Annotated in this window: 18 protein-coding genes and 1 pseudogene; 13 read left to right on the plus strand and 6 right to left on the minus strand. The window is 53.5% G+C overall.

The window, feature by feature from the left end:
• Nucleotides 1-117: 117 nt before the first annotated feature.
• Entirely contained in the window at nucleotides 118-1,374 is a 1,257-nt protein-coding gene (avtA, locus tag JBO43_RS19455) for a valine--pyruvate transaminase (RefSeq protein WP_370446909.1), read from the plus strand.
• Nucleotides 1,375-1,436: 62 nt separating this feature from the next.
• On the opposite strand, the gene yiaJ is transcribed toward avtA, so the two are convergent.
• Nucleotides 1,437-2,252 carry an IclR family transcriptional regulator YiaJ gene (yiaJ, locus tag JBO43_RS19460; RefSeq protein WP_103947739.1) on the minus strand — a complete coding sequence of 272 codons (816 nt, stop codon included), beginning with the start codon at nucleotides 2,250-2,252 and terminating at the stop codon, nucleotides 1,437-1,439.
• A gap of 226 nt (nucleotides 2,253-2,478) precedes the next feature.
• On the opposite strand from yiaJ, the gene yiaK reads away from it, so the two are divergent.
• From yiaK to araD, 8 genes are all read left to right on the plus strand, one after another.
• A complete protein-coding gene (gene yiaK, locus JBO43_RS19465; RefSeq protein ID WP_202674870.1) occupies nucleotides 2,479-3,477 on the plus strand; it encodes a 3-dehydro-L-gulonate 2-dehydrogenase in 999 nt (332 codons plus the stop codon).
• Between the two features lie 10 nt (nucleotides 3,478-3,487).
• Nucleotides 3,488-3,955 carry a YhcH/YjgK/YiaL family protein gene (locus tag JBO43_RS19470; RefSeq protein WP_103947738.1) on the plus strand — a complete coding sequence of 156 codons (468 nt, stop codon included), beginning with the start codon at nucleotides 3,488-3,490 and terminating at the stop codon, nucleotides 3,953-3,955.
• Between the two features lie 26 nt (nucleotides 3,956-3,981).
• Nucleotides 3,982-4,908 (plus strand): DUF4862 family protein, encoded by a 927-nt coding sequence (locus JBO43_RS19475; protein ID WP_202674871.1) that lies wholly within the window; start codon nucleotides 3,982-3,984, stop codon nucleotides 4,906-4,908.
• 49 nt (nucleotides 4,909-4,957) lie between these two features.
• Complete coding sequence (locus JBO43_RS19480) at nucleotides 4,958-6,277, plus strand: MFS transporter (protein ID WP_202674872.1); 1,320 nt, start codon at nucleotides 4,958-4,960, stop codon at nucleotides 6,275-6,277.
• A 156-nt stretch (nucleotides 6,278-6,433) separates the two neighbouring features.
• Nucleotides 6,434-7,939: an FGGY-family carbohydrate kinase gene (locus tag JBO43_RS19485; RefSeq protein WP_202674873.1), complete on the plus strand. Its 1,506-nt coding sequence runs from the start codon at nucleotides 6,434-6,436 to the stop codon at nucleotides 7,937-7,939.
• Nucleotides 7,936-8,589 (plus strand): 3-keto-L-gulonate-6-phosphate decarboxylase UlaD, encoded by a 654-nt coding sequence (gene ulaD / locus JBO43_RS19490; protein WP_095280234.1) that lies wholly within the window; start codon nucleotides 7,936-7,938, stop codon nucleotides 8,587-8,589. The genes JBO43_RS19485 and ulaD overlap by 4 nt, the downstream gene beginning before the upstream one ends.
• A gap of 2 nt (nucleotides 8,590-8,591) precedes the next feature.
• Nucleotides 8,592-9,452: an L-ribulose-5-phosphate 3-epimerase gene (locus JBO43_RS19495; RefSeq protein ID WP_095280233.1), complete on the plus strand. Its 861-nt coding sequence runs from the start codon at nucleotides 8,592-8,594 to the stop codon at nucleotides 9,450-9,452.
• Complete coding sequence (araD, locus tag JBO43_RS19500; RefSeq protein WP_202674874.1) at nucleotides 9,446-10,141, plus strand: L-ribulose-5-phosphate 4-epimerase; 696 nt, start codon at nucleotides 9,446-9,448, stop codon at nucleotides 10,139-10,141. Before JBO43_RS19495 ends, araD begins: the two co-directional genes overlap by 7 nt.
• Here the strand turns inward: araD and JBO43_RS19505 are convergent, their stop codons facing one another.
• Nucleotides 10,142-10,966 carry an AraC family transcriptional regulator gene (locus JBO43_RS19505; RefSeq protein ID WP_202674875.1) on the minus strand — a complete coding sequence of 275 codons (825 nt, stop codon included), beginning with the start codon at nucleotides 10,964-10,966 and terminating at the stop codon, nucleotides 10,142-10,144.
• 217 nt (nucleotides 10,967-11,183) lie between these two features.
• Here JBO43_RS19505 and JBO43_RS19510 point away from each other — a divergent pair, with 217 nt between their 5' ends.
• The 3 genes from JBO43_RS19510 (at nucleotide 11,184) to JBO43_RS19520 (ending at nucleotide 15,826) form a co-directional block, all read left to right on the plus strand.
• Nucleotides 11,184-12,584, plus strand: coding sequence for an MFS transporter (locus JBO43_RS19510; protein ID WP_202674876.1), 1,401 nt, complete (start codon nucleotides 11,184-11,186; stop codon nucleotides 12,582-12,584).
• Between the two features lie 10 nt (nucleotides 12,585-12,594).
• Nucleotides 12,595-14,550 carry a glycoside hydrolase family 127 protein gene (locus JBO43_RS19515; protein WP_202674877.1) on the plus strand — a complete coding sequence of 652 codons (1,956 nt, stop codon included), beginning with the start codon at nucleotides 12,595-12,597 and terminating at the stop codon, nucleotides 14,548-14,550.
• A gap of 199 nt (nucleotides 14,551-14,749) precedes the next feature.
• Nucleotides 14,750-15,826, plus strand: coding sequence for a type I restriction endonuclease (locus JBO43_RS19520; RefSeq protein WP_095280226.1), 1,077 nt, complete (start codon nucleotides 14,750-14,752; stop codon nucleotides 15,824-15,826).
• A gap of 6 nt (nucleotides 15,827-15,832) precedes the next feature.
• Here the strand turns inward: JBO43_RS19520 and JBO43_RS19525 are convergent, their stop codons facing one another.
• The 3 genes from JBO43_RS19525 to JBO43_RS19535 form a co-directional block, all read right to left on the minus strand.
• Nucleotides 15,833-16,240, minus strand: a complete 408-nt coding sequence (locus tag JBO43_RS19525; protein ID WP_095280224.1) for a type II toxin-antitoxin system HicB family antitoxin — start codon at nucleotides 16,238-16,240, stop codon at nucleotides 15,833-15,835.
• A 16-nt stretch (nucleotides 16,241-16,256) separates the two neighbouring features.
• The gene (locus tag JBO43_RS19530) at nucleotides 16,257-16,442 is read right to left on the minus strand and encodes a type II toxin-antitoxin system HicA family toxin (protein ID WP_095280222.1); all 186 of its coding nucleotides are present in this window, start codon (nucleotides 16,440-16,442) and stop codon (nucleotides 16,257-16,259) included.
• A 241-nt stretch (nucleotides 16,443-16,683) separates the two neighbouring features.
• Nucleotides 16,684-17,424 carry a MipA/OmpV family protein gene (locus JBO43_RS19535; protein WP_095280220.1) on the minus strand — a complete coding sequence of 247 codons (741 nt, stop codon included), beginning with the start codon at nucleotides 17,422-17,424 and terminating at the stop codon, nucleotides 16,684-16,686.
• A 118-nt stretch (nucleotides 17,425-17,542) separates the two neighbouring features.
• Here JBO43_RS19535 and JBO43_RS19540 point away from each other — a divergent pair.
• Nucleotides 17,543-18,506 (plus strand): annotated as a pseudogene (locus JBO43_RS19540) (LysR family transcriptional regulator).
• On the opposite strand, the gene aldB reads toward JBO43_RS19540, so the two are convergent.
• Nucleotides 18,503-20,041, minus strand: coding sequence for an aldehyde dehydrogenase AldB (aldB, locus tag JBO43_RS19545; RefSeq protein ID WP_103950319.1), 1,539 nt, complete (start codon nucleotides 20,039-20,041; stop codon nucleotides 18,503-18,505). The pseudogene JBO43_RS19540 and the gene aldB overlap by 4 nt on opposite strands.
• Between the last annotated feature and the right edge of the window lie 87 nt (nucleotides 20,042-20,128).

The following is a 20,128-nucleotide window of genomic DNA, read 5'->3' on the forward strand; positions in this document are numbered from 1 at the left end:
ACAAATACAAATCAGCGAAACAAAACCACGATCCAGCCCTCTTCCCTCGATTTGCACCCGCACGATGCTAGCGTTATGGTTACCCACTTTCATTATAAGAATGCCAGATCACCTGCTATGACTTTTTCACTTTTCGGCGACAAATTCACCCGCCATTCAGGCATCACCCGCCTGATGGAGGATCTCAACGACGGGCTGCGCACACCGGGCGCCATCATGCTCGGCGGGGGGAATCCGGCCCAAATCCCGGCCATGAACGACTACTTCCACAACCTGCTGGCGGAGATGCTGCAAAACGGCAAAGCCACTGATGCGCTGTGCAATTACGACGGCCCGCAGGGCAAAACCGAGCTGCTGGCGCTGCTGGCCGATATGCTGCGCGATGAACTGGGTTGGGATATCGAACCACAGAATATTGCACTGACAAACGGCAGCCAGAGCGCGTTTTTCTACTTGTTTAACCTGTTTGCAGGGCGCAGCGCCGATGGCACCACCAAAAAGGTGCTGTTCCCGCTGACACCAGAATACATCGGTTACGCTGACTCCGGGCTGGAAGAGGACCTGTTTGTCTCGGCGCGGCCAAACATTGAGTTGCTGCCAGAAGGCCAGTTCAAATATCACGTCGATTTTGAACATCTGCACGTCGGCGAAGAGACCGGCATGATTTGCGTCTCGCGGCCAACCAACCCGACGGGTAACGTCATTACCGACGAAGAGCTGCTGAAATTAGACGCCCTGGCCAATCAACACGGTATTCCACTGGTTATCGATAACGCCTACGGCGTGCCGTTCCCCGGCATTATCTTTAGCGAAGCCCGCCCGCTGTGGAACCCAAATATCGTCCTGTGCATGAGCCTCTCGAAGCTCGGCCTGCCGGGCAGCCGCTGCGGCATTATTATCGCCAACGAAAAAATCATCAGTGCCATCACCAATATGAACGGCATAATCAGCCTTGCGCCTGGCGGAATCGGCCCAGCGATGATGAGCGAAATGATTAAGCGCAACGATCTGCTGCGCCTGTCGAATGAGGTGATAAAGCCGTTTTACTTTCAGCGTGTGCAAGAAACGATCGCCACCATTCGCCGCTATTTACCCGAAGATCGCTGCCTGATTCATAAACCTGAAGGGGCGATTTTCCTGTGGCTGTGGTTTAAAGACTTGCCGATCACTACCGAGCTGCTCTATCAGCGCCTGAAAAAACGCGGCGTGCTGATGGTGCCGGGAGATTACTTCTTCCCAGGGCTGGATAAGCCGTGGCCGCATACGCATCAGTGCATGCGCATGAACTATGTGCCGGAGCCAGAGAAAATCGAAGCCGGAGTGAAAATTTTGGCCGAAGAGATTGAACTGGCATGGAGTGAAGGCAGCCGCTAACGGCTCACCGGCAGGGTAACGAAAAAGGCCAGATTTTGACATCTGGCCTTTTTTTTCAGAACTTAGCCGCGAACGGTAAAGCCCAGCTCCTGGGAAATCGCCTCTGCTGTTTCACGCAACGGTTTCAGCAGGTTCTTTTCGCCCACCTGCTTCATGCGCGACGTCGACAGGGAAATGGAGATGGCATACGGCACGCGCCCGTGAATATCAAATACCGGCACCGCGATGCAAGACACGCCCAGCTCGTTCTCTTCTTTGTCCATCGCCATGCTGCGGGTACGGATCTCCGCCAGCTCGTCATACATGGCACTCAGCTCAGTAATCGTGTTGCGGGTCAGGGGCTGAATCTGCTCCTGATGACTCTGCCAGTAGCTCGCCACGTAATCTTGATGGCCAAACGCCATGTAAATCTTACCCATCGCAGAACAGTAGAGCGGCATGTGCTGGCCGATATAAGCGCGTGTGCGCAGCATGCCGGTTGTCGGTTCCAGCTTGTAGATCAGGATCGCGTGGTCATCTTCCCGGCTGGAGAAATTCACCGTCTCACCCGTCACGATATTCAGATTTTCAAGATGTGGCGCCGCCACGTGGATGATGTTCAGCGACGACAGGGCTTTTTGCCCAACGGCGATAAATTTAGTGGTCAGGCGATAGCTGCCCGCCGCTGGCGCGGGAGTGACGTACCCGCACGACTGCAAACCCTGCAACAACCGATGCACGGTGCTTTTATTGAGTCCGGCAAGTTCCGATAAATGCGCCAGCGGACACCCATTCGGATAGTTACTCAGAATTTCAATCAGCATCAGGCCGCGAAACAAACTCTGGCTGCCTGCTGGCCTCTCTTTTTCTGGCGTCATTTCGCTCTCTTTCATGCTCATCAAATGGCTCTCCGTTAATCGCGTCCTGATGGTAGCGCAAAGTGTGGTTCAGTTCACGATCTCAGCATAAAAAACACAATCCATTGATTTTACTCGTTTTTGAAAAACATGAATGTCGTTGATCTAACAAATTTTGATCGCTATATTTGAAATCAGATTTCGCAATGTGGAATTTAGAGATAAAAAAGCACTCACAAGCGCCCCTCACACGAACAGGAGAACAGGGATGAAAGTGACCTTTGACGAGTTGAAAGCAGCCTTCAATCGGGTACTGCTCAACCGTGGCATTAAGGCCGACACCGCCGATGCCTGCGCAGAGATGTTTGCGCGCACCACCGAATCTGGCGTCTATTCGCACGGCGTGAACCGTTTCCCACGTTTCATTCAGCAGCTGGATAACGGGGATATCATCCCCGACGCGCAGCCGAAGCGCACCACCACGCTGGGTGCCATTGAGCAGTGGGACGCCCAGCGCTCCATCGGCAACCTGACCGCCAAAAAGATGATGGATCGCGCCACCGAGCTGGCCTCGGATCACGGGATTGGGTTAGTGGCGCTGCGCAACGCCAACCACTGGATGCGCGGCGGGAGCTACGGCTGGCAGGCCGCCGAGAAAGGCTATATCGGAATTTGCTGGACCAACTCCATCGCCGTGATGCCACCGTGGGGCGCAAAGGAGTGCCGCATCGGCACCAACCCGCTGATCGTCGCCATTCCTTCCACACCTATCACTATGGTGGATATGTCGATGTCGATGTTCTCTTACGGCATGCTCGAAGTGAACCGCCTCGCCGGGCATGAATTGCCGGTCGATGGCGGGTTTGACGATGAAGGCAATCTGACCAAAGAGCCGGGCGTTATCGAGAAAAACCGACGCATTTTACCGATGGGCTACTGGAAAGGTTCCGGCCTGTCTATCGTGCTCGACATGATTGCCACTCTCCTTTCCAACGGATCGTCCGTGGCGGAAGTCACTCAGGACAACAGCGACGAGTACGGCGTGTCGCAGATCTTTATTGCCATCGAAGTGGACAAGCTGATCGACGGTCCAACCCGCGATGCCAAGTTGCAGCGCATCATGGATTTCATCACCACTGCCGAACGTTCAGACGAGGATGTCGCCGTGCGCCTGCCGGGACATGAATTCACCCGTTTGCTGGAAGAGAACCGTCGCAATGGCATCACCATTGATGACAGCGTGTGGGCGAAGATCCAGTCGCTGTAAGGAGTGACGCATGATATTCGGACATATTTCGCAGCCAAACCCGTGCCGTTTGCCGCAGGCGATTGAACGGGCGCTCGAATTTCTACGTACCACTGATTTCACGGCGCTGGAACCCGGTGTGGTGGAGATCGACGGGCGCAATATCTTCGCGCAGATCCTCGATCTCACCACCAAAGAGCACCACGAAAACCGCCCGGAAGTACATCGCCGCTATCTGGATATTCAATTTCTGGCGTGGGGTGAAGAGAAAATAGGTTTTGCGATCGACACTGGAAATAATGAAATAAGTGAATCATTACTGGAACAAAGAGACATTATTTTTTATCACCAGATGGAAAACGAATCGTTTATTGAAATGATCCCGGGCAATTACGCCATTTTTTTCCCGCAGGATGTGCATCGCCCGCAATGTCATCAGCACAAGGAATCGGCCATTCGGAAAATTGTCGTTAAAGTGGCTGTCAGCGAATTGATTTAATTATTTGAATTAAACAGGAAAGCGAAATGACAAACACCGGTTTTATTATTGGTGCGTACCCCTGCGCACCCTCGTTTCATCAGAAAGGGGAAATGGAAGAGCGTGAATTCTGGCGTCAGCTTGCTGATACGCCGGACATTCGCGGCCTTGAACAACCCTGTCTGGAAAACCTGCACCCGCTTGGGGACGCGTGGCTGTTTCGCCATACGCCGGGCGACTGGGAAATAGTGGTCACGGCAGTGATGGAAACCATGCGTCGGCGCGGCGTCAACGGCGGATTTGGCCTCGCGTCTGCCGACGAAACGCAGCGTCGCGAAAGCGTGGCGTTTTATCGGCAGCTGTTAGAGAAGATTGTCGCGGTCAACGCGCGCTTCCCCGGCAAAGTAACCGCCCTGGAAATGCAGGCCGCACCGCAGTCCGGTAATGGCTCTGTGGAACAGGCCACCGACGCCTTTTCCCGCTCAATCGCCGAAATTGCCAACTGGGACTGGCCGTGCGATCTGGTGCTCGAACACTGTGACGCCATGACCGGAACCGCGCCGCGCAAAGGTTTTTTACCGCTCGAAAACGTTCTGGACGTGCTGCGCGGGACTGATATCAGCGTATGTATCAACTGGGCGCGCTCCGCCATTGAAGGGCGCAATACCAGCCTGCCACTTGCGCATGTACAGGCCACATTGAAAGCGGGCAAGCTCGGCGCACTGATGTTTTCAGGCACCACGGCGACGGGCGAGTATGGCGACTGGCAGGATCTTCACGCGCCGTTTTCTTCGTTCTGCGCCGAAAGTTTAATGTCGTCTGAACATGTTAATGAATTATTTACTGCGGCAAGTGCTGCAACATTGAAATTCTCCGGTATCAAATTACTGGAAATAAATGCTAATGCTGACGTCAGCCATCGCATCGCTATTTTGCGCGACGGTATTAGCGTTCTGAAAAAAGCAGCACAATAAAAATAAAAAACCTTATTACCGAGCCGATTACCTTAATGAGACATTAATTATGACTATTTCTTCTCATGCTCTACAGGCGGATATTCCGCGCCAACGCTGGTTGAGAATAATCCCCCCTATTCTTATCGCCTGCATTATTTCTTATATGGACCGCGTGAATATCGCCTTCGCGATGCCAGGCGGTATGGATGAAGAGTTAGGCATCACCGCCACGATGGCGGGTTTAGCGGGCGGGATATTCTTTATCGGTTATCTGTTTCTGCAAGTTCCCGGCGGCAAAATCGCCGTACACGGCAGCGGTAAAAAATTCATCGGCTGGTCGCTGGTCGCCTGGGCGGTGATCTCCGTTCTGACGGGTATTGTCACTAATCAGTATCAGCTGCTGGCCCTGCGCTTTTTACTTGGCGTGGCAGAAGGCGGAATGCTGCCAGTGGTGCTCACCATGATCAGTAACTGGTTCCCGGACGCCGAGCGCGGTCGCGCTAATGCGATAGTGATCATGTTCGTGCCAATTGCCGGGATTATCACTGCGCCTCTTTCCGGCTGGATTATTACCGCCCTCGACTGGCGCTGGCTGTTTATCATCGAAGGGCTGCTGTCGCTGGTGGTGCTGGTGCTGTGGACGCAGACCATCTACGACCGACCGCAGGAGGCGAAATGGATTTCCGACGCCGAGAAAAAGTATCTGGTTGAGACGCTAGCCGCCGAGCAGCGCGCCATCGCGGGCAAAGAGGTGAAAAATGCCTCCCTGAGCGCGGTGCTGTCGGACAAAACCATGTGGCAGCTGATCGCCCTGAACTTCTTCTATCAGACCGGGATTTACGGTTACACCCTGTGGCTGCCGACCATTTTGAAAGAACTGACGCACTCCACGATGGGACAGGTCGGGATGCTCGCCATTCTGCCCTATGTTGGCGCAATTGCCGGAATGTTCCTGTTCTCTTCCCTCTCTGACCGTACCGGCAAACGCAAACTGTTCGTCTCTCTGCCGCTGATCGGCTTTGCGCTGTGCATGTTCCTCTCCGTTGCATTAAAGGAAAACATCTGGCTGGCGTATGCCGCGCTGGTCGGCTGCGGCTTCTTCCTGCAGTCGGCGGCGGGCGTGTTCTGGACCATTCCGGCGCGTCTGTTCAGCGCAGAAATGGCAGGCGGCGCGCGCGGCGTGATTAACGCCCTCGGCAACCTCGGTGGCTTCTGCGGCCCTTATGCAGTGGGCGTGCTGATTACGTTGTACAGCAAAGATGCGGGGGTGTACTGCCTGGCGATCTCCCTGGCACTGGCTTCGCTGTTGGCGCTGCTGTTGCCCGCGAAATGCGACGCAGGTGCACAGCCCAATCCGTCGGTGAATTCGCACAAGCGTGCGGCCTGATGCCCTCACCCCAGCCCTCTCCCACAGGGAGAGGGTGAAAAGAGACACCGTAGGCCGGGTCAGCGAAGCGCCACCCGGCAACAACAACCACGAACGTAGGCCGGGTAAGCGAAGCGCCACCCGGCAACAGCAACCACCGAACCGAGAATCGCAAAGATGAGTGAAAAAGAACCCTTCTGGCTGGGTATCGATTGTGGCGGTACTTATCTGAAAGCCGGTCTGTACAACAGCCAGGGTAAAGAACACAGCATCGAACGCTGCGCAGTTGCGACGCTCAGCCCGCGTCCGGGCTATGCCGAGCGCGACATGCATTTGCTCTGGCAGCGCTGCCACGAGACGGTCGCCGCGCTGCTCAAACATACCGGCATTAGTGGCTCCCAAATCAAAGGTATCGGCATTTCCGCCCAGGGCAAAGGCCTGTTTCTGCTCGATAAACAGGATCGCCCTTTAGGCAACGCCATCCTCTCTTCCGACCGCCGGGCGCTGGAAATCGTCCAGCGCTGGCAACAAGACGAGATCCCAGAAAAACTCTACCCCCATACGCGACAAACCCTGTGGACCGGGCATCCCGCTTCGCTGTTGCGCTGGGTCAAAGAGCACGACCACCTGCGCTACCAGCAGATCGGCTGCGTGATGATGGCCCATGACTATCTGCGCTGGTGTTTAACGGGCAAAAAGGGCTGCGAAGAGAGCAACATTTCCGAGTCCAATCTCTACAACATGAACACGGGCGACTACGACCCGCAGCTGACGCGCTGGCTGGGCATCAGCGAAATCGACAGCGCTTTGCCGCCCATCGTCGGTTCAGCAGAAATTTGCGGGGAAATCACCGCTCAGGCAGCCACCTTGACCGGTCTTGCGGCGGGTACGCCCGTCGTGGGTGGCTTGTTTGATGTGGTTTCCACCGCGATCTGCGCCGGACTGCACGACGAGCATACGCTTAACGCAGTGATGGGAACCTGGGCCGTCACCAGCGGGATTGCCAACGGCATTGGCGATAACGAACCCTTCCCGTACGTTTATGGCCGCTACGTTCATCCGCAGCATTACATCGTTCACGAAGCCAGCCCGACATCCTCCGGGAATCTTGAGTGGCTCACGTCACAGTGGGGTGAGATCTCTTTTGACGAGATCAACCAAGCCGTTGCCAGCCTGCCGAAAGCGGAAAGCGGCGTGTTCTTCCTGCCGTTTCTCTACGGCAGCAACGCCGGGCTGGAGATGACGAGCGGCTTCTACGGCATGCAGGCGCTGCACACCCGTGCCCATCTGTTGCAAGCCGTTTATGAAGGGGTGGTGTTCAGCCACATGACCCATCTCAACCGCATGCTGGAGCGCTTTACCGATGTCCACGCCCTGCGCGTCACCGGCGGTCCGACCCATTCCAGGGTGTGGATGCAGATGCTGGCAGACGTCAGTGGGCTGGCTATCGAACTGCCGCAGGTCGAAGAAACCGGCTGCTCCGGCGCGGCGCTGGCTGCCCTTGTCGGCACCGGGATCTTCCCCGACTTTCACACCGCACAGCAAAACCTCAAACATGATATTCGCGTCATTGAGCCCGATATGCAGGCGCACGCCGCCTACCAGCGCAAATATCACCGCTACCAGATACTGATTTCAGCATTGCAGGGTTTTCACGCCCGCATTAAGGAGTACGACCTATGAGCCGACCATTACTACAGCTGGCGCTCGACCATACCTCTCTTCAGGCCGCGCAGCGCGATGTGGCGCTGTTGCAGGAAAGCGTTGATATCGTCGAAGCGGGCACCATTCTGTGCCTCACCGAAGGCCTTTCGGCAGTGCGCGCTTTGCGCCAGCAGTGCCCAGACAAAATCATTGTTGCCGACTGGAAAGTGGCCGATGCAGGCGAAACGCTGGCACAGCAGGCCTTTGATGCAGGCGCTAACTGGATGACGATTATTTGCGCTGCACCGCTCGCCACGGTTGAGAAAGGCCACGCGGTCGCCGCCGCGCGCGGGTGCGAAATCCAGATGGAACTGTTCGGTAACTGGACGCTGGACGACGCCCGCGCGTGGCATCGCGCAGGCGTGAAACAGGCGATTTATCATCGTGGACGTGACGCGCAGGCCAGCGGCCAGCAGTGGGGGGAAGTGGATCTCGCCAGAATGAAAGCTCTGTCTGACATCGGCCTGCAGTTGTCGATCACCGGCGGCATCACCCCGGCGGATTTACCGTTGTTCCGCGAGATTAACGTCAAAGCCTTTATCGCCGGACGGGCGCTGGCAGGCGCTGCCAATCCGCCGCAGGTCGCCCATGAGTTCCACACGCAAATCCGCGAAATCTGGGGAGAATAACCATGCGTCAGCATCCGTTAGGGATTTACGAAAAAGCGCTGTCGAAAGATCTCTCCTGGCCGGAGCGCTTGGTGTTAGCCAAAAGCTGCGGTTTTGATTTCGTCGAAATGTCGGTGGACGAAACCGACGAGCGCTTATCCAGGCTGGAGTGGAGTACCACGCAGCGCGCGTCGCTAGTCGAAGCGATGCTGGAAACGGGCGTCGCCATTCCCTCTATGTGCCTGTCAGCGCACCGCCGTTTTCCGTTTGGCAGCCGCGATGAATCCGTGCGCGAACGCGCGCGCGAAATCATGACCAAGGCGATCAAACTGGCGCGCGATTTGGGCATTCGCACCATCCAACTGGCGGGTTACGACGTCTATTACGAAGAGCATGACGCGGGCACTCAGCAACGCTTTGCCGAAGGACTGGCGTGGGCGGTGGAGCAGGCCGCCGCCGCGCAGGTGATGCTGGCAGTGGAGATCATGGATACCGCGTTCATGAACTCGATCAGCAAATGGAAAAAGTGGGACGACATGCTCGCGTCACCCTGGTTTAGCGTCTATCCAGACGTCGGCAACCTGAGCGCGTGGGGCAACGACGTCACCGCCGAACTGACGCTGGGCATCGACCGGATCGCCGCTATCCACCTGAAAGACACCCAACCGGTGACCGAACAAAGCCCAGGGCAATTTCGCGATGTACCGTTCGGCGAAGGCTGCGTCGATTTTGTCGGCGTGTTTAAAGCACTGAATCAGCTCAACTATCGTGGCGCATTTCTCATTGAAATGTGGACCGAAAAAGCCAAAGAGCCGGTACTGGAAATTATCGAAGCGCGGCGCTGGATTGAAGCCCGTATGCAGGAAGGAGGCATGACATGCTAGAGCAACTCAAAGCGGAGGTCCTGGCATCAAACCTGGCCCTTCCCGCCCACCAGCTAGTGACATTTACCTGGGGCAACGTCAGCGCGGTGGATCGCGAAAGCGGAATGATGGTCATCAAACCGTCCGGCGTGGAGTATGACGTAATGACCGCTGAAGATATGGTGGTGGTGGAAATTGCCACCGGCACAGTGGTCGAAGGCGGGAAAAAACCGTCCTCCGATACGCCTACCCATCTGGCGCTGTATCGCCGCTATCCCGAGATTGGCGGCATCGTCCACACTCACTCTCGTCACGCGACCATCTGGTCACAGGCCGGGCTGGATTTACCGGCGTGGGGCACGACGCACGCCGACTATTTCTATGGTGACATTCCCTGCACGCGGCTAATGACCCACGCAGAAATTGCCGGGGAGTACGAGTATCAGACCGGGGAAGTGATCATCAAAACCTTCGAGGAGCGCGATCTAAGCCCGATGCATATCCCCGCCGTGCTGGTCCATTCTCATGGTCCTTTCGCCTGGGGCAAAGACGCTGCCGATGCGGTCCACAATGCCGTAGTGCTGGAAGAGTGCGCCTATATGGGCCTGTTCTCGCACCAGCTCGCACCGCAGTTGCCAACCATGCAGCAGGAATTGCTGGATAAACATTATCTGCGCAAGCACGGGGCGAATGCGTATTACGGCCAGTAATCAGCCGGAATTGATGTGTTCCTTACAGTACCGCCGTTTCCAGACGGCGGGCGTCAGCCCGGTATGTTTGCGAAATATCTGGCGGAAGTAACCGACATCATTAAAACCGCAGCGGCTTGCTACTTCAGTGAGTGAGGAGGTATCGGTGAGCAGCAGTTTCTCCGCTGAGCGCACACGCTGGCGCTGAATCGCCTCGGTCAACGTCAAATGGAAGGTGTGGCGAAAAACACGCCCGAGATAATCCGCATTACAGTGCAGCTCTTTTGCCAGCTGCGACGTGGAAAGCGGGCAATGAAATTGTGTGCGGATAATTTGTTTGGCCCTCCACGCAATCGACGTGCCCGCTTCATCCTGATGTTCCTCACTCCCGTTAGAGAGCGAAATTTGCTGCAAAATCAGCAGGAGTATTAATTCCAACGCAACGCTTCGCTGTAATTTTTCCTGCTCGGTCAGAAACTGGCGAAATAGCGATACCACATAAGATGCATCCTGGACGCGGCAATATTGCTCAAGCCCAATCTGCGCTATTCCGGCTTGTTCAAGCTGTTCGGTTTCTAGTTCAAAATGGAGCCAGTAAAACCGCAGATCGGCAGGGAAATCCTCCGTTCCTACGTGACGGCGGTTCGGCCACAGCAGGAGGCTTTCACCTGCCCGCACTTCAAAAATCGAATTCTCCTCCTGAATCGTTAATGTTCCTTTTTCGACAAAGATTATTTCCCACGAGGTTAATTTGCGGGCCGGGTGACGGCCAACGCCACGGGAAATAAATAATCCGCCGTTTTGAACTTTAATCGGAAGTGCTATGGATAATTCGAGCGTCGGCATTCACTTTCTCACTTTAAATAACCTGGAAATTGCCTTTTAGCATTGATTATTAATGAATAATTGAAACATCGCCCGATCGAAATCACAATTCTACGAACAGGTCGGAATTGTCCTCTTTTTATACTTTCCCCTTCCCTTGTTGGCGCTGACTTTCAGTGCAGAATTAATCGGGTACCTTACAGAACATAATAAAATCCAATTCACGAGGAGTTATCGAATGACTTCCACTCCGATTACACAATCCGATGTCGTACAGCAGGCCGTTGACGACCGCCTGTCGGTACGCGAGAAGATAGGCTACGGCCTGGGTGATGCAGGCGGGACAGTAATCACCTGCCTTATCATGAACTTTCTCACCTTTTTCTACACCGATGTGTTTGGTCTGACGCCCGCTCTGGTCGGCACGTTGTTTATTGCCTTACGCGTATTTGACGCGGTTTCCGACCCGATAATGGGCGTGATCGCCGACCGCACGCAGAGCCGTTGGGGGCGATTCCGCCCCTGGCAGCTTTGGATAGCATTGCCGATCGGCATTATCGGCGTACTCACCTTCACCGTGCCCGACGCCAGTATGGGAGTCAAAATCGCCTGGGCGTTCGGAACCTATCTGCTGCTTTCCGTCGGTTATACCGCGATCAACGTACCTTATTGCGCGCTGATCAACACCATGACCACCCGCCACAGTGAAGTGATTTCCTGCCAATCCTGGCGCTTTGTACTGTGCGGCGTGGCGGGCTTTTTGGTCTCCGTCGGCCTGCCGTGGCTGGTTGCGGCGCTGGGACAAGGGAATGTGGCGCAGGGCTATCAACTGGGCGTCGGTGTGTTGTGCGCTGTCGCCGTAGTGATGTTTCTGTGCTGCTTCTTCTGGGTGCGCGAACGCGTGCCGCTGGCATTGATGGGCCGCTTTACCCTGCGCGAACATCTGGCCGGGTTGCGTAATAACGATCAGCTTTTATTGATGCTGGTGATGTCTTTCCTGCTGATCAACGTCTTTAACATCCGTGGCGGCGGGTACATGTACTTCATCACCTACGTACTGCAAGGCAGCACTGCCTATACCTCGCTGTTCTTCACGATGGTGACCTTTGCCGCCATTCTCGGCGCGGTAATCGTCAGCCCGCTTACGCGTCGTATTGATACGGTGAAGCTTTATTACATCACCAACCTGGTGCTGGCCGCATTGGCGTTAGCCATGTGGTTCCTGCCGACCGGCCCGGCCTATCAAACCTTATGGCTGGTGACGATTTTGGGCAACGGGGTGATCCTCGGCTTTACGCTACCACTGCACTTTTCCTTAATGGCCTTTGCCGACGACTACGGCGAATGGAAAAACGGCGTGCGCTCATCTGGGATGAACTTCGCCTTTAATCTGTTTTTCATCAAGTTAGCCTGGGCCTCCAGCGCCGGAATCATCAGCCTGGTGTTTATTTATGTCGCCTATCAGCCCGGCGCGGACAATCAGACACCGGCTTCGCTTTCAGGCATCACCACTATGGAAACGCTGCTGCCTGCCCTTTTCCATCTGCTGCTGGCCATCTCGATTCGCTGGTGCAGACTCAATAATCCAATGATGTCGCGCATTTCCACCGACCTGCGTCAGCGTCACGTGCAATCCTGAGGAGAACAATATGTCGATCATGGAACCCGACCTGCATAAGCTCAAAATTAACGATCCGTTTCTCGGCAAGTATCAACAGCTGGTGCGTGATGTGGTCATTCCCTATCAGTGGGATGCGCTCAACGATCGCATTGCCGAAGCAGAACCGAGCCACGCCATTACCAACTTTCGTATCGCGGCTGGACTGGAGCACGGAGAGTTTTACGGCATGGTTTTCCAGGACAGTGATGTCGCTAAGTGGCTCGAAGCCGTGGCGTGGTCCCTGTGTCAGAAACCCGATCCTGAGCTTGAAAAAACCGCTGACGACGTGATTGACCTGGTGGCCGCCGCCCAATGCGACGATGGCTATCTGAATACGTACTTCACGGTGAAAGCGCCGGGGGAACGCTGGACTAACCTCGCCGAATGCCACGAACTCTACTGCGCCGGGCATATGATTGAAGCAGGCGTCGCATATTTCCAGGGCACCGGGAAGCGCGCGCTGTTAGACGTGGTGTGCAAGCTGGCGGATCATATCGACAGCGTATTTGGCGCGGGTGAAAATCAGCTACACGGTTATCCAGGCCATCCCGAAATCGAGCTGGCATTGATGCGCCTTTATGACGTCACGCAGGAGTCACGCTATCTGACGCTGGTGAAGTATTTCGTCGAAGAGCGCGGTGCGCAGCCACATTTTTACGATATCGAATATGAAAAACGCGGCAAAACCTCGCACTGGCATAACTACGGCCCGGCCTGGATGGTCAAAGATAAAGCCTACAGCCAGGCGCATCAGCCGCTCACTGAGCAGCAAACCGCCATCGGCCACGCGGTGCGCTTTGTCTATCTGATGACCGGCGTGGCGCACCTTGCGCGGCTCAGCAATGACGAAAGCAAACGTCAGGACTGCCTGCGTCTGTGGAACAACATGGTGCAGCGTCAGCTCTATATCACCGGCGGGATTGGCTCCCAGAGCAGCGGCGAAGCCTTCAGCAGCGATTACGATCTGCCGAATGATACGGTTTATGCCGAAAGCTGCGCATCGATTGGCCTGATGATGTTTGCGCGCCGGATGCTGGAGATGGAAGCCGACAGCCAGTACGCCGACGTGATGGAACGCGCGTTATACAACACCGTGCTGGGCGGGATGGCACTGGACGGCAAACACTTCTTCTACGTGAACCCGCTGGAGGTGCATCCTAAAACGCTGGCCTTCAATCACATCTACGATCACGTCAAACCTGTCCGTCAGCGCTGGTTCGGCTGCGCGTGCTGCCCGCCAAATATCGCCCGCGTACTGACTTCACTGGGCCATTACATCTACACCGCGCGAACGGATGCGCTGTTTATCAACCTCTACGTCGGCAACAGTGCGGCGGTTCCGGTTGGAGATAACGAACTGCAATTGCGCATCAGCGGCAACTATCCGTGGCAGGAGCAGGTGAAGATCGATATCACTTCGCCGGTTAAAGTTGAGCATACCCTGGCGCTGCGACTGCCGGACTGGTGCGCAGACCCGCAGGTAGTGCTAAATGGTGAAGCGGTGACAGGCGATGTGCGTCAGGGATATTGCTACCTCACCCGCTGCTGGCAGGAAGGGGATTCGATCACCCTGACGCTACCGATGCCGGTTCGTCGACTGTACGGTAATCCGCAGGTGCGCCAGCAGGCGGGCAAAGTGGCGCTACAACGCGGCCCGCTGGTGTATTGTCTGGAAGAGGCGGATAACGGCGCAGCGTTGCATAATCTGTCGCTACCTGCCGATAGCGCGTTCCGCGTTTTCGAAGGTAAGGGGTTGTTCTCGCACAAAATACTGATTCAGGCCGAAGGGTTTGTGCAGCGTGTATTAAAAGCAGAGTCACAGCCGCTCTGGCAATATGATCGCGCTCCGACAACCCGAGAAGCCCAGACGCTGACCTTTATCCCGTGGTTTAGCTGGGCCAACCGGGGAGAGGGAGAAATGCGAATATGGGTGGATGAGGTGTAAAACATGTAACCAACAAATTTTATATATCGCATATCCTGAACCTGGCAACGCCGGGTTCATTTATTATTATTCTGTATAACTGTGATCATGACCTCGGATTCGTTTTTTTACCCACGGTAAGGGTCATGCCTTATTGAATAACTGCATGTTTAATGTTATCCCATAATTACACACAGCCCCAGAAAAATAAGGACATACAATGGAGTTCACAGAAAGGCTTAATGCTTTATCAAATAAAATTAAGCAGCAAACTGGAATAATTATTACAGAAGAGGCAACAAAAACTGCGTTTGTCATGCCCTTTATCCACAATGTCTTAGGGTATGATGTTTTCGATCCTTCTGAAGTCACCCCCGAGTTTATCTGTGATGTGGGAACGAAGAAAGGCGAGAAAATTGATTACGCCATAATGAAAAATAATGAGGTACAAATACTCATTGAGTGTAAAAAAATTGGCGAACCCCTAAACATCAACCATGCATCTCAGCTTTTCAGGTACTTCCACGTTACCAATGCACGAATATCAATTTTAACAAATGGCCAGGTTTATCGATTTTATACCGACCTGGATGCCCCCAATAAAATGGACGAAAAACCATTTTTAGAAGTTGACCTTCTGGATATTGATGAAAATATCATTCCAGAGCTAAATAAGCTGACAAAATCATCATTCGATCTTGAATCGATTATCAATGCCGCTGGCGAACTGAAATACGTCAGCCAAATTAAAAAAGTGCTGCATAACCAGCTTAATAATCCTGAAGATGACTTTGTGAAGTTCTTCGCATCCAGAGTATACGATGGAATAATCACGCAAAAAGTCCGAGAGTCTTTCCTAAATCTGACAAAAAAAGCGGCCAGTCAGTACATTAACGATCAAGTTAACGAACGGCTTAAATCTGCCATTACGGGAATTGCGCCACCAGCGCCTGGTTCGCAAAGTGAACCACAGACTACGGAAGAAGAAGTCCAAAAGGATGATAAGGATATCGAGACAACCCTGGAGGAGCTTGAGGGCTATCATATCGTGAAGGCGATCACCCGCGCCGTGCTTGATGCGCCGAGAATCACTCAGCGAGATACTAAAAGCTACTTCGGTATTCTGGTCGACGATAACAACCGAAAACCTTTATGCCGACTCCATTTCAACAGATCGCAAAAGTATATTGGTCTCTTCGATATTGAGAAGAATGAAACACGCCATCCTATTGCGACTGTCGATGACATTTACTCCTTCGCCGATATCTTAAAAGCAACAGCGAATCTCTACACCTGAATGCACTCACCCTGGCAGCACGCGCCGTGCTGCTTCTGCCAGAAAAGCGCTTCGGTTACTGAACTGAGGATGTTCACTGACAAAAGAATCAATCTTCAGTAATAAACGGCGGGGCAGAGTGATATTAATGCGCTCTGCTTTGCCTTCGAATTGCTTCATATTGATATCCACTAATAGCCACTGCCCACCGGTGTAGTCTTCCGGAGCCTTTTGCAGATGATCCTCTACGGCGCCAGGCGAAGGGAGCATCTCTTCCATTTCATACAGTGTTTCAAAATGAATGGTTAAGGCGCTGCGTGCATCCTGGAATGCATCATCAAGAGTATCACCCGCAAAAAAACACCCCGGTACATCGGGGAAGAAACCGCTCGCACTGCCATCTTTATCGGAATGAATATAAGCCGGGTAAAACATAACGACTCCTGCATATTTACGGTTTGATCCCCGCTTGCCGCCAAATTTGAGCAAGGGTTCCAGATTTAATATCCTTTTTAGGATGAGGAACCGTGACCAGCCCCTTACGCTGCGGATGATGAAATTGATGATGGCTCCCCTTGGTTCTTACACACTTCCAGCCATGTCTGACGAGGAGGGTAATGACATCCGCACTTTTCACATCCCAATCCTTCCATGATTATACACATAATACACACCACTTAGACAATTGTGATCACGATAACGTATTGTTTGAACGGAAGATGTGTTCAAATTCGAAAGCGGGAAAGGACTACGCAAAGAGAATAAGCAAATGGAGGGATTGCAGGTAAATTTGCAGGTAATCTCGAAAACCCGACGACGCTAAACATACCCAGCCTGTTGCAGGCTGGGTATGTGCAGCACCAGCGGGTTATTTTGGTTTAGAAACGCCAGCTCATGCCGGTCATCAGCACGAAGCTGTCTTCACGGTCGATCATTGGGCTGTTTTTAACGTCATCAGGAAGTACGGTATACATCGCGCTGGCATTGAGGAAAATGTTCTGCGTCAGCTGATATTTTGCGGTCAGGGCTACATAAGGGTTCCAGCTATCACCGGCGGTATATTCGTTCAGACCGCTGTGGCGAGACTCTTTTCCAGAAACGCCGTAGTAATAGTCATTGAAGCTTTCGTCATAGTAGAAAACGCCCACTGCCGGAATCAGCGTCAGACGTTCCATGCGGATCGGATGGAAATAGGTCATCTCACCGACTACGCCGCCGCTTTCGTCCATTGCATCCGCCGCGACGCCAAACTTCAGGCTACCCCAGCGTTCATGGCGGTAATATGCCCCGCCTAAAAATGCCGATGCTTTGCGCTCATCGAGCTGTTTCATCGCATGGTCATCGTTGTCATCGGGATCAAAATGCAGCGGCATCCACGAGGCCGTCAGACTGAGTTCATTCTTACTGTCTTTCCAGAATGCCCATCCTGCGGTGGTTTGACGAACGTAGAAATTATCGCCTTCATAACTAATGATTGGAACGGCTGAGGTATTCTCGTTATACCCTTTGTAAGGCGATTCATTGTAAACAGCGCCCGCACCCAGTGAAAATTCACCAGCCATTGCCGATGATGCGAAAAATAATGCCGCGGTGATGAGCAAATTCTTTTTGATAATCATTCCCTGTATCCATTAAATGCCTAACAAACGAGGCGAATAATAATGGTTACAAATTTGCCGATGCAACGAAGCAGTTTATATAATATTATATATAAAATCATATAGATGAGCGTTCGCGATGAATAACTTACAGATTAAGCCGCGTGAGTTAAAAATTATCTCCGTCATTGCGGCAACCTGCAGCATCGGCGATGCCGCCGCTCTGTTAGGTATGGCGCAGGCCAACGTCAGTAAATATCTCTCGGATTTCGAAACGCGCGTCGGCTTGAAAGTCTTCGAACGAACAACGCGCCAGCTGGCGTTGACTCAGTTTGGCGAAGCTCTGCTACCTTATATCAATGCCTCACTGGATAAAAACACCCAACTCATTAATTTTATTGCTGATTACAAGCATGAGAAAAGCGGGCGTGTGACAATTTATGCCCCCACAGGGATAATCACCTACCTCGCTCGCCATGTTATCCACCATCTTGAAGAGATCGGTGATATCCGGATTTGTTTAAAAACCTATAATCCGAATCGCAACGAACTCTCTGAAGGCGTCACTTTTCCCGACGACTGCGATATCTTAATTACTTACGCCCAGCCTAAAGATGAAAGTTTAGTTGCTTATCAGTTGACCAAATATTCTGTGACGGCATTCGCCACGCCAGACTATATAAAACTACACCCGATTAATAGCCCGGACGATTTAATTAAACACTCCTGTATTTTATTGGATTCAATACTGGTTGACGACGCCAATATCTGGCGTTTTCGTGTTCACGGCAGCGAAGAAGTTCGGGACTACAAAGTAACCGGGAATTATATTTGTGATAACACACAGACGGCGCTGGAATTAGCGCGCAATCATCTCGGTATTGTTTTTGCGCCAAAAGAGAGCCTGAAAAGCGAAATTGAGCAGGGAATTTTAATGCCCTGCTTTTCGCATCAGGAGGAGTGGTGGCTCGATCTGACGGCTATTTTCCGCAAGCGGGAATATCAGCCGTGGCGGGTGCAATACATTCTGGACGGAGTGCTGAACAGTCTTCGCGAACGAATTAAGCAGGCCATCCCAGGGGCGACCTGCTCTGAATAATTAAAACAGCCCGAGCGGTTTATCCGAGTAACTTACCAGCAGACATTTTGTCTGTTGATAATGATCCAGCATCATCTTATGCGTTTCACGCCCGATACCCGATTGTTTATATCCGCCAAATGCAGCGTGAGCCGGATAAGCGTGATAACAGTTGGTCCAGACGCGTCCTGCCTGAATACCGCGCCCCATTTTGTAAGCCAGGTTCCCGTTACGACTCCAGACCCCGGCACCCAGCCCATATTGCGTATCGTTGGCCAGCTCCAGTGCTTCTTCCGGAGTTTTAAAGGTCGTCACCGCCAGTACCGGACCAAAAATCTCCTCCTGGAAGACGCGCATATTGTTTTTGCCAAACAGAATGGTTGGCTCAAGGTAATAGCCGTCTTTCAGATCGCCTTCCAGTACTTTACGCCGACCGCCGGTCAGAACATCTGCGCCCTCTTTCTTACCGATATCGATGTAGTTCAGGATGGTTTCCATCTGCCCGTGAGAAACCTGCGCGCCCATCTGCGTGACGTTGTCCAGCGGGTTGCCGCTGCGGATCGATTCCACACGGCGAATCGCACGTTCCATAAAGCGTTCATATATTGACTCCTGCACCAGCGCGCGGCTTGGGCAAGTACACACTTCGCCCTGGTTGAAGGCAAACAGTGCAAAACCTTCCATCGCTTTATCGAAGAAGGCATCCTCTTCGTCCATCACGTCAGCAAAAAAGATGTTTGGCGATTTACCGCCCAGCTCCAGCGTCACCGGAATGATGTTCTGGGTGGCGTACTGCATGATCTGTTGGCCCACTTCTGTTGAACCGGTAAATGCCACTTTCGCGATGCGTTTTGAGGTCGCGAGATATTCACCGATTTCACCGCCCGCGCCGTTCACCACGTTTATCACGCCAGGAGGCACCAGATCGCCAATGATTTCCATCAGCAGTAAAACCGAGAGCGGCGTTAAGCGCGCGGGTTTAAGCACCACACAGTTCCCGGCCGCCAGCGCAGGCGCCATTTTCCAGCTCGCCATCAGCAGCGGGAAGTTCCACGGGATGATTTGCCCCACCACACCCAGAGGTTCCTGGAAGTGATAGGCGACGGTATCGCTGTCGACCTCACTGATTCCGCCCTCCTGGGCGCGGATACAGGAAGCAAAATAGCGGAAATGGTCAATCGCCAGCGGAACGTCGGCTGCTGTGGTTTCACGGATCGGTTTGCCGTTGTCCCAGGTTTCTGCCGCAGCCAGCAGCTCCAGATTCTGCTCCATCCGGTCGGCAATTTTGAACAGAATAGCGGCGCGATCCTGAACGGAGGTGTGCGCCCACTTCTCTTTCGCTTTATGCGCCGCATCCAGCGCCAGATCGATGTCTTTCTTACCGGAGCTGGCGATTTCGCACAGCGGCTGCCCGGTCACGGGCGTCAGGTTTGAATAGTATTCGCCATCGACTGGTGCAACCCAGCCGCCGCCGATGAAGTTGTCGTAACGGGGTTTTAGCTTGAGAGGAAAACCATACTCGCCAGGCTGCATACGCGTTGAGGGAGGATTGTTCGTCATGACCGTCTCCTTGCTGTTGGTGTCTAACAAGGTTAGTCACAGCTGGCGATTTTCTCGCCAGCTGTTCATCGCTTTACGACGCGTATC

This window comes from Lelliottia jeotgali, assembly GCF_016771845.1.
GTDB lineage: Bacteria > Pseudomonadota > Gammaproteobacteria > Enterobacterales > Enterobacteriaceae > Enterobacter > Enterobacter jeotgali.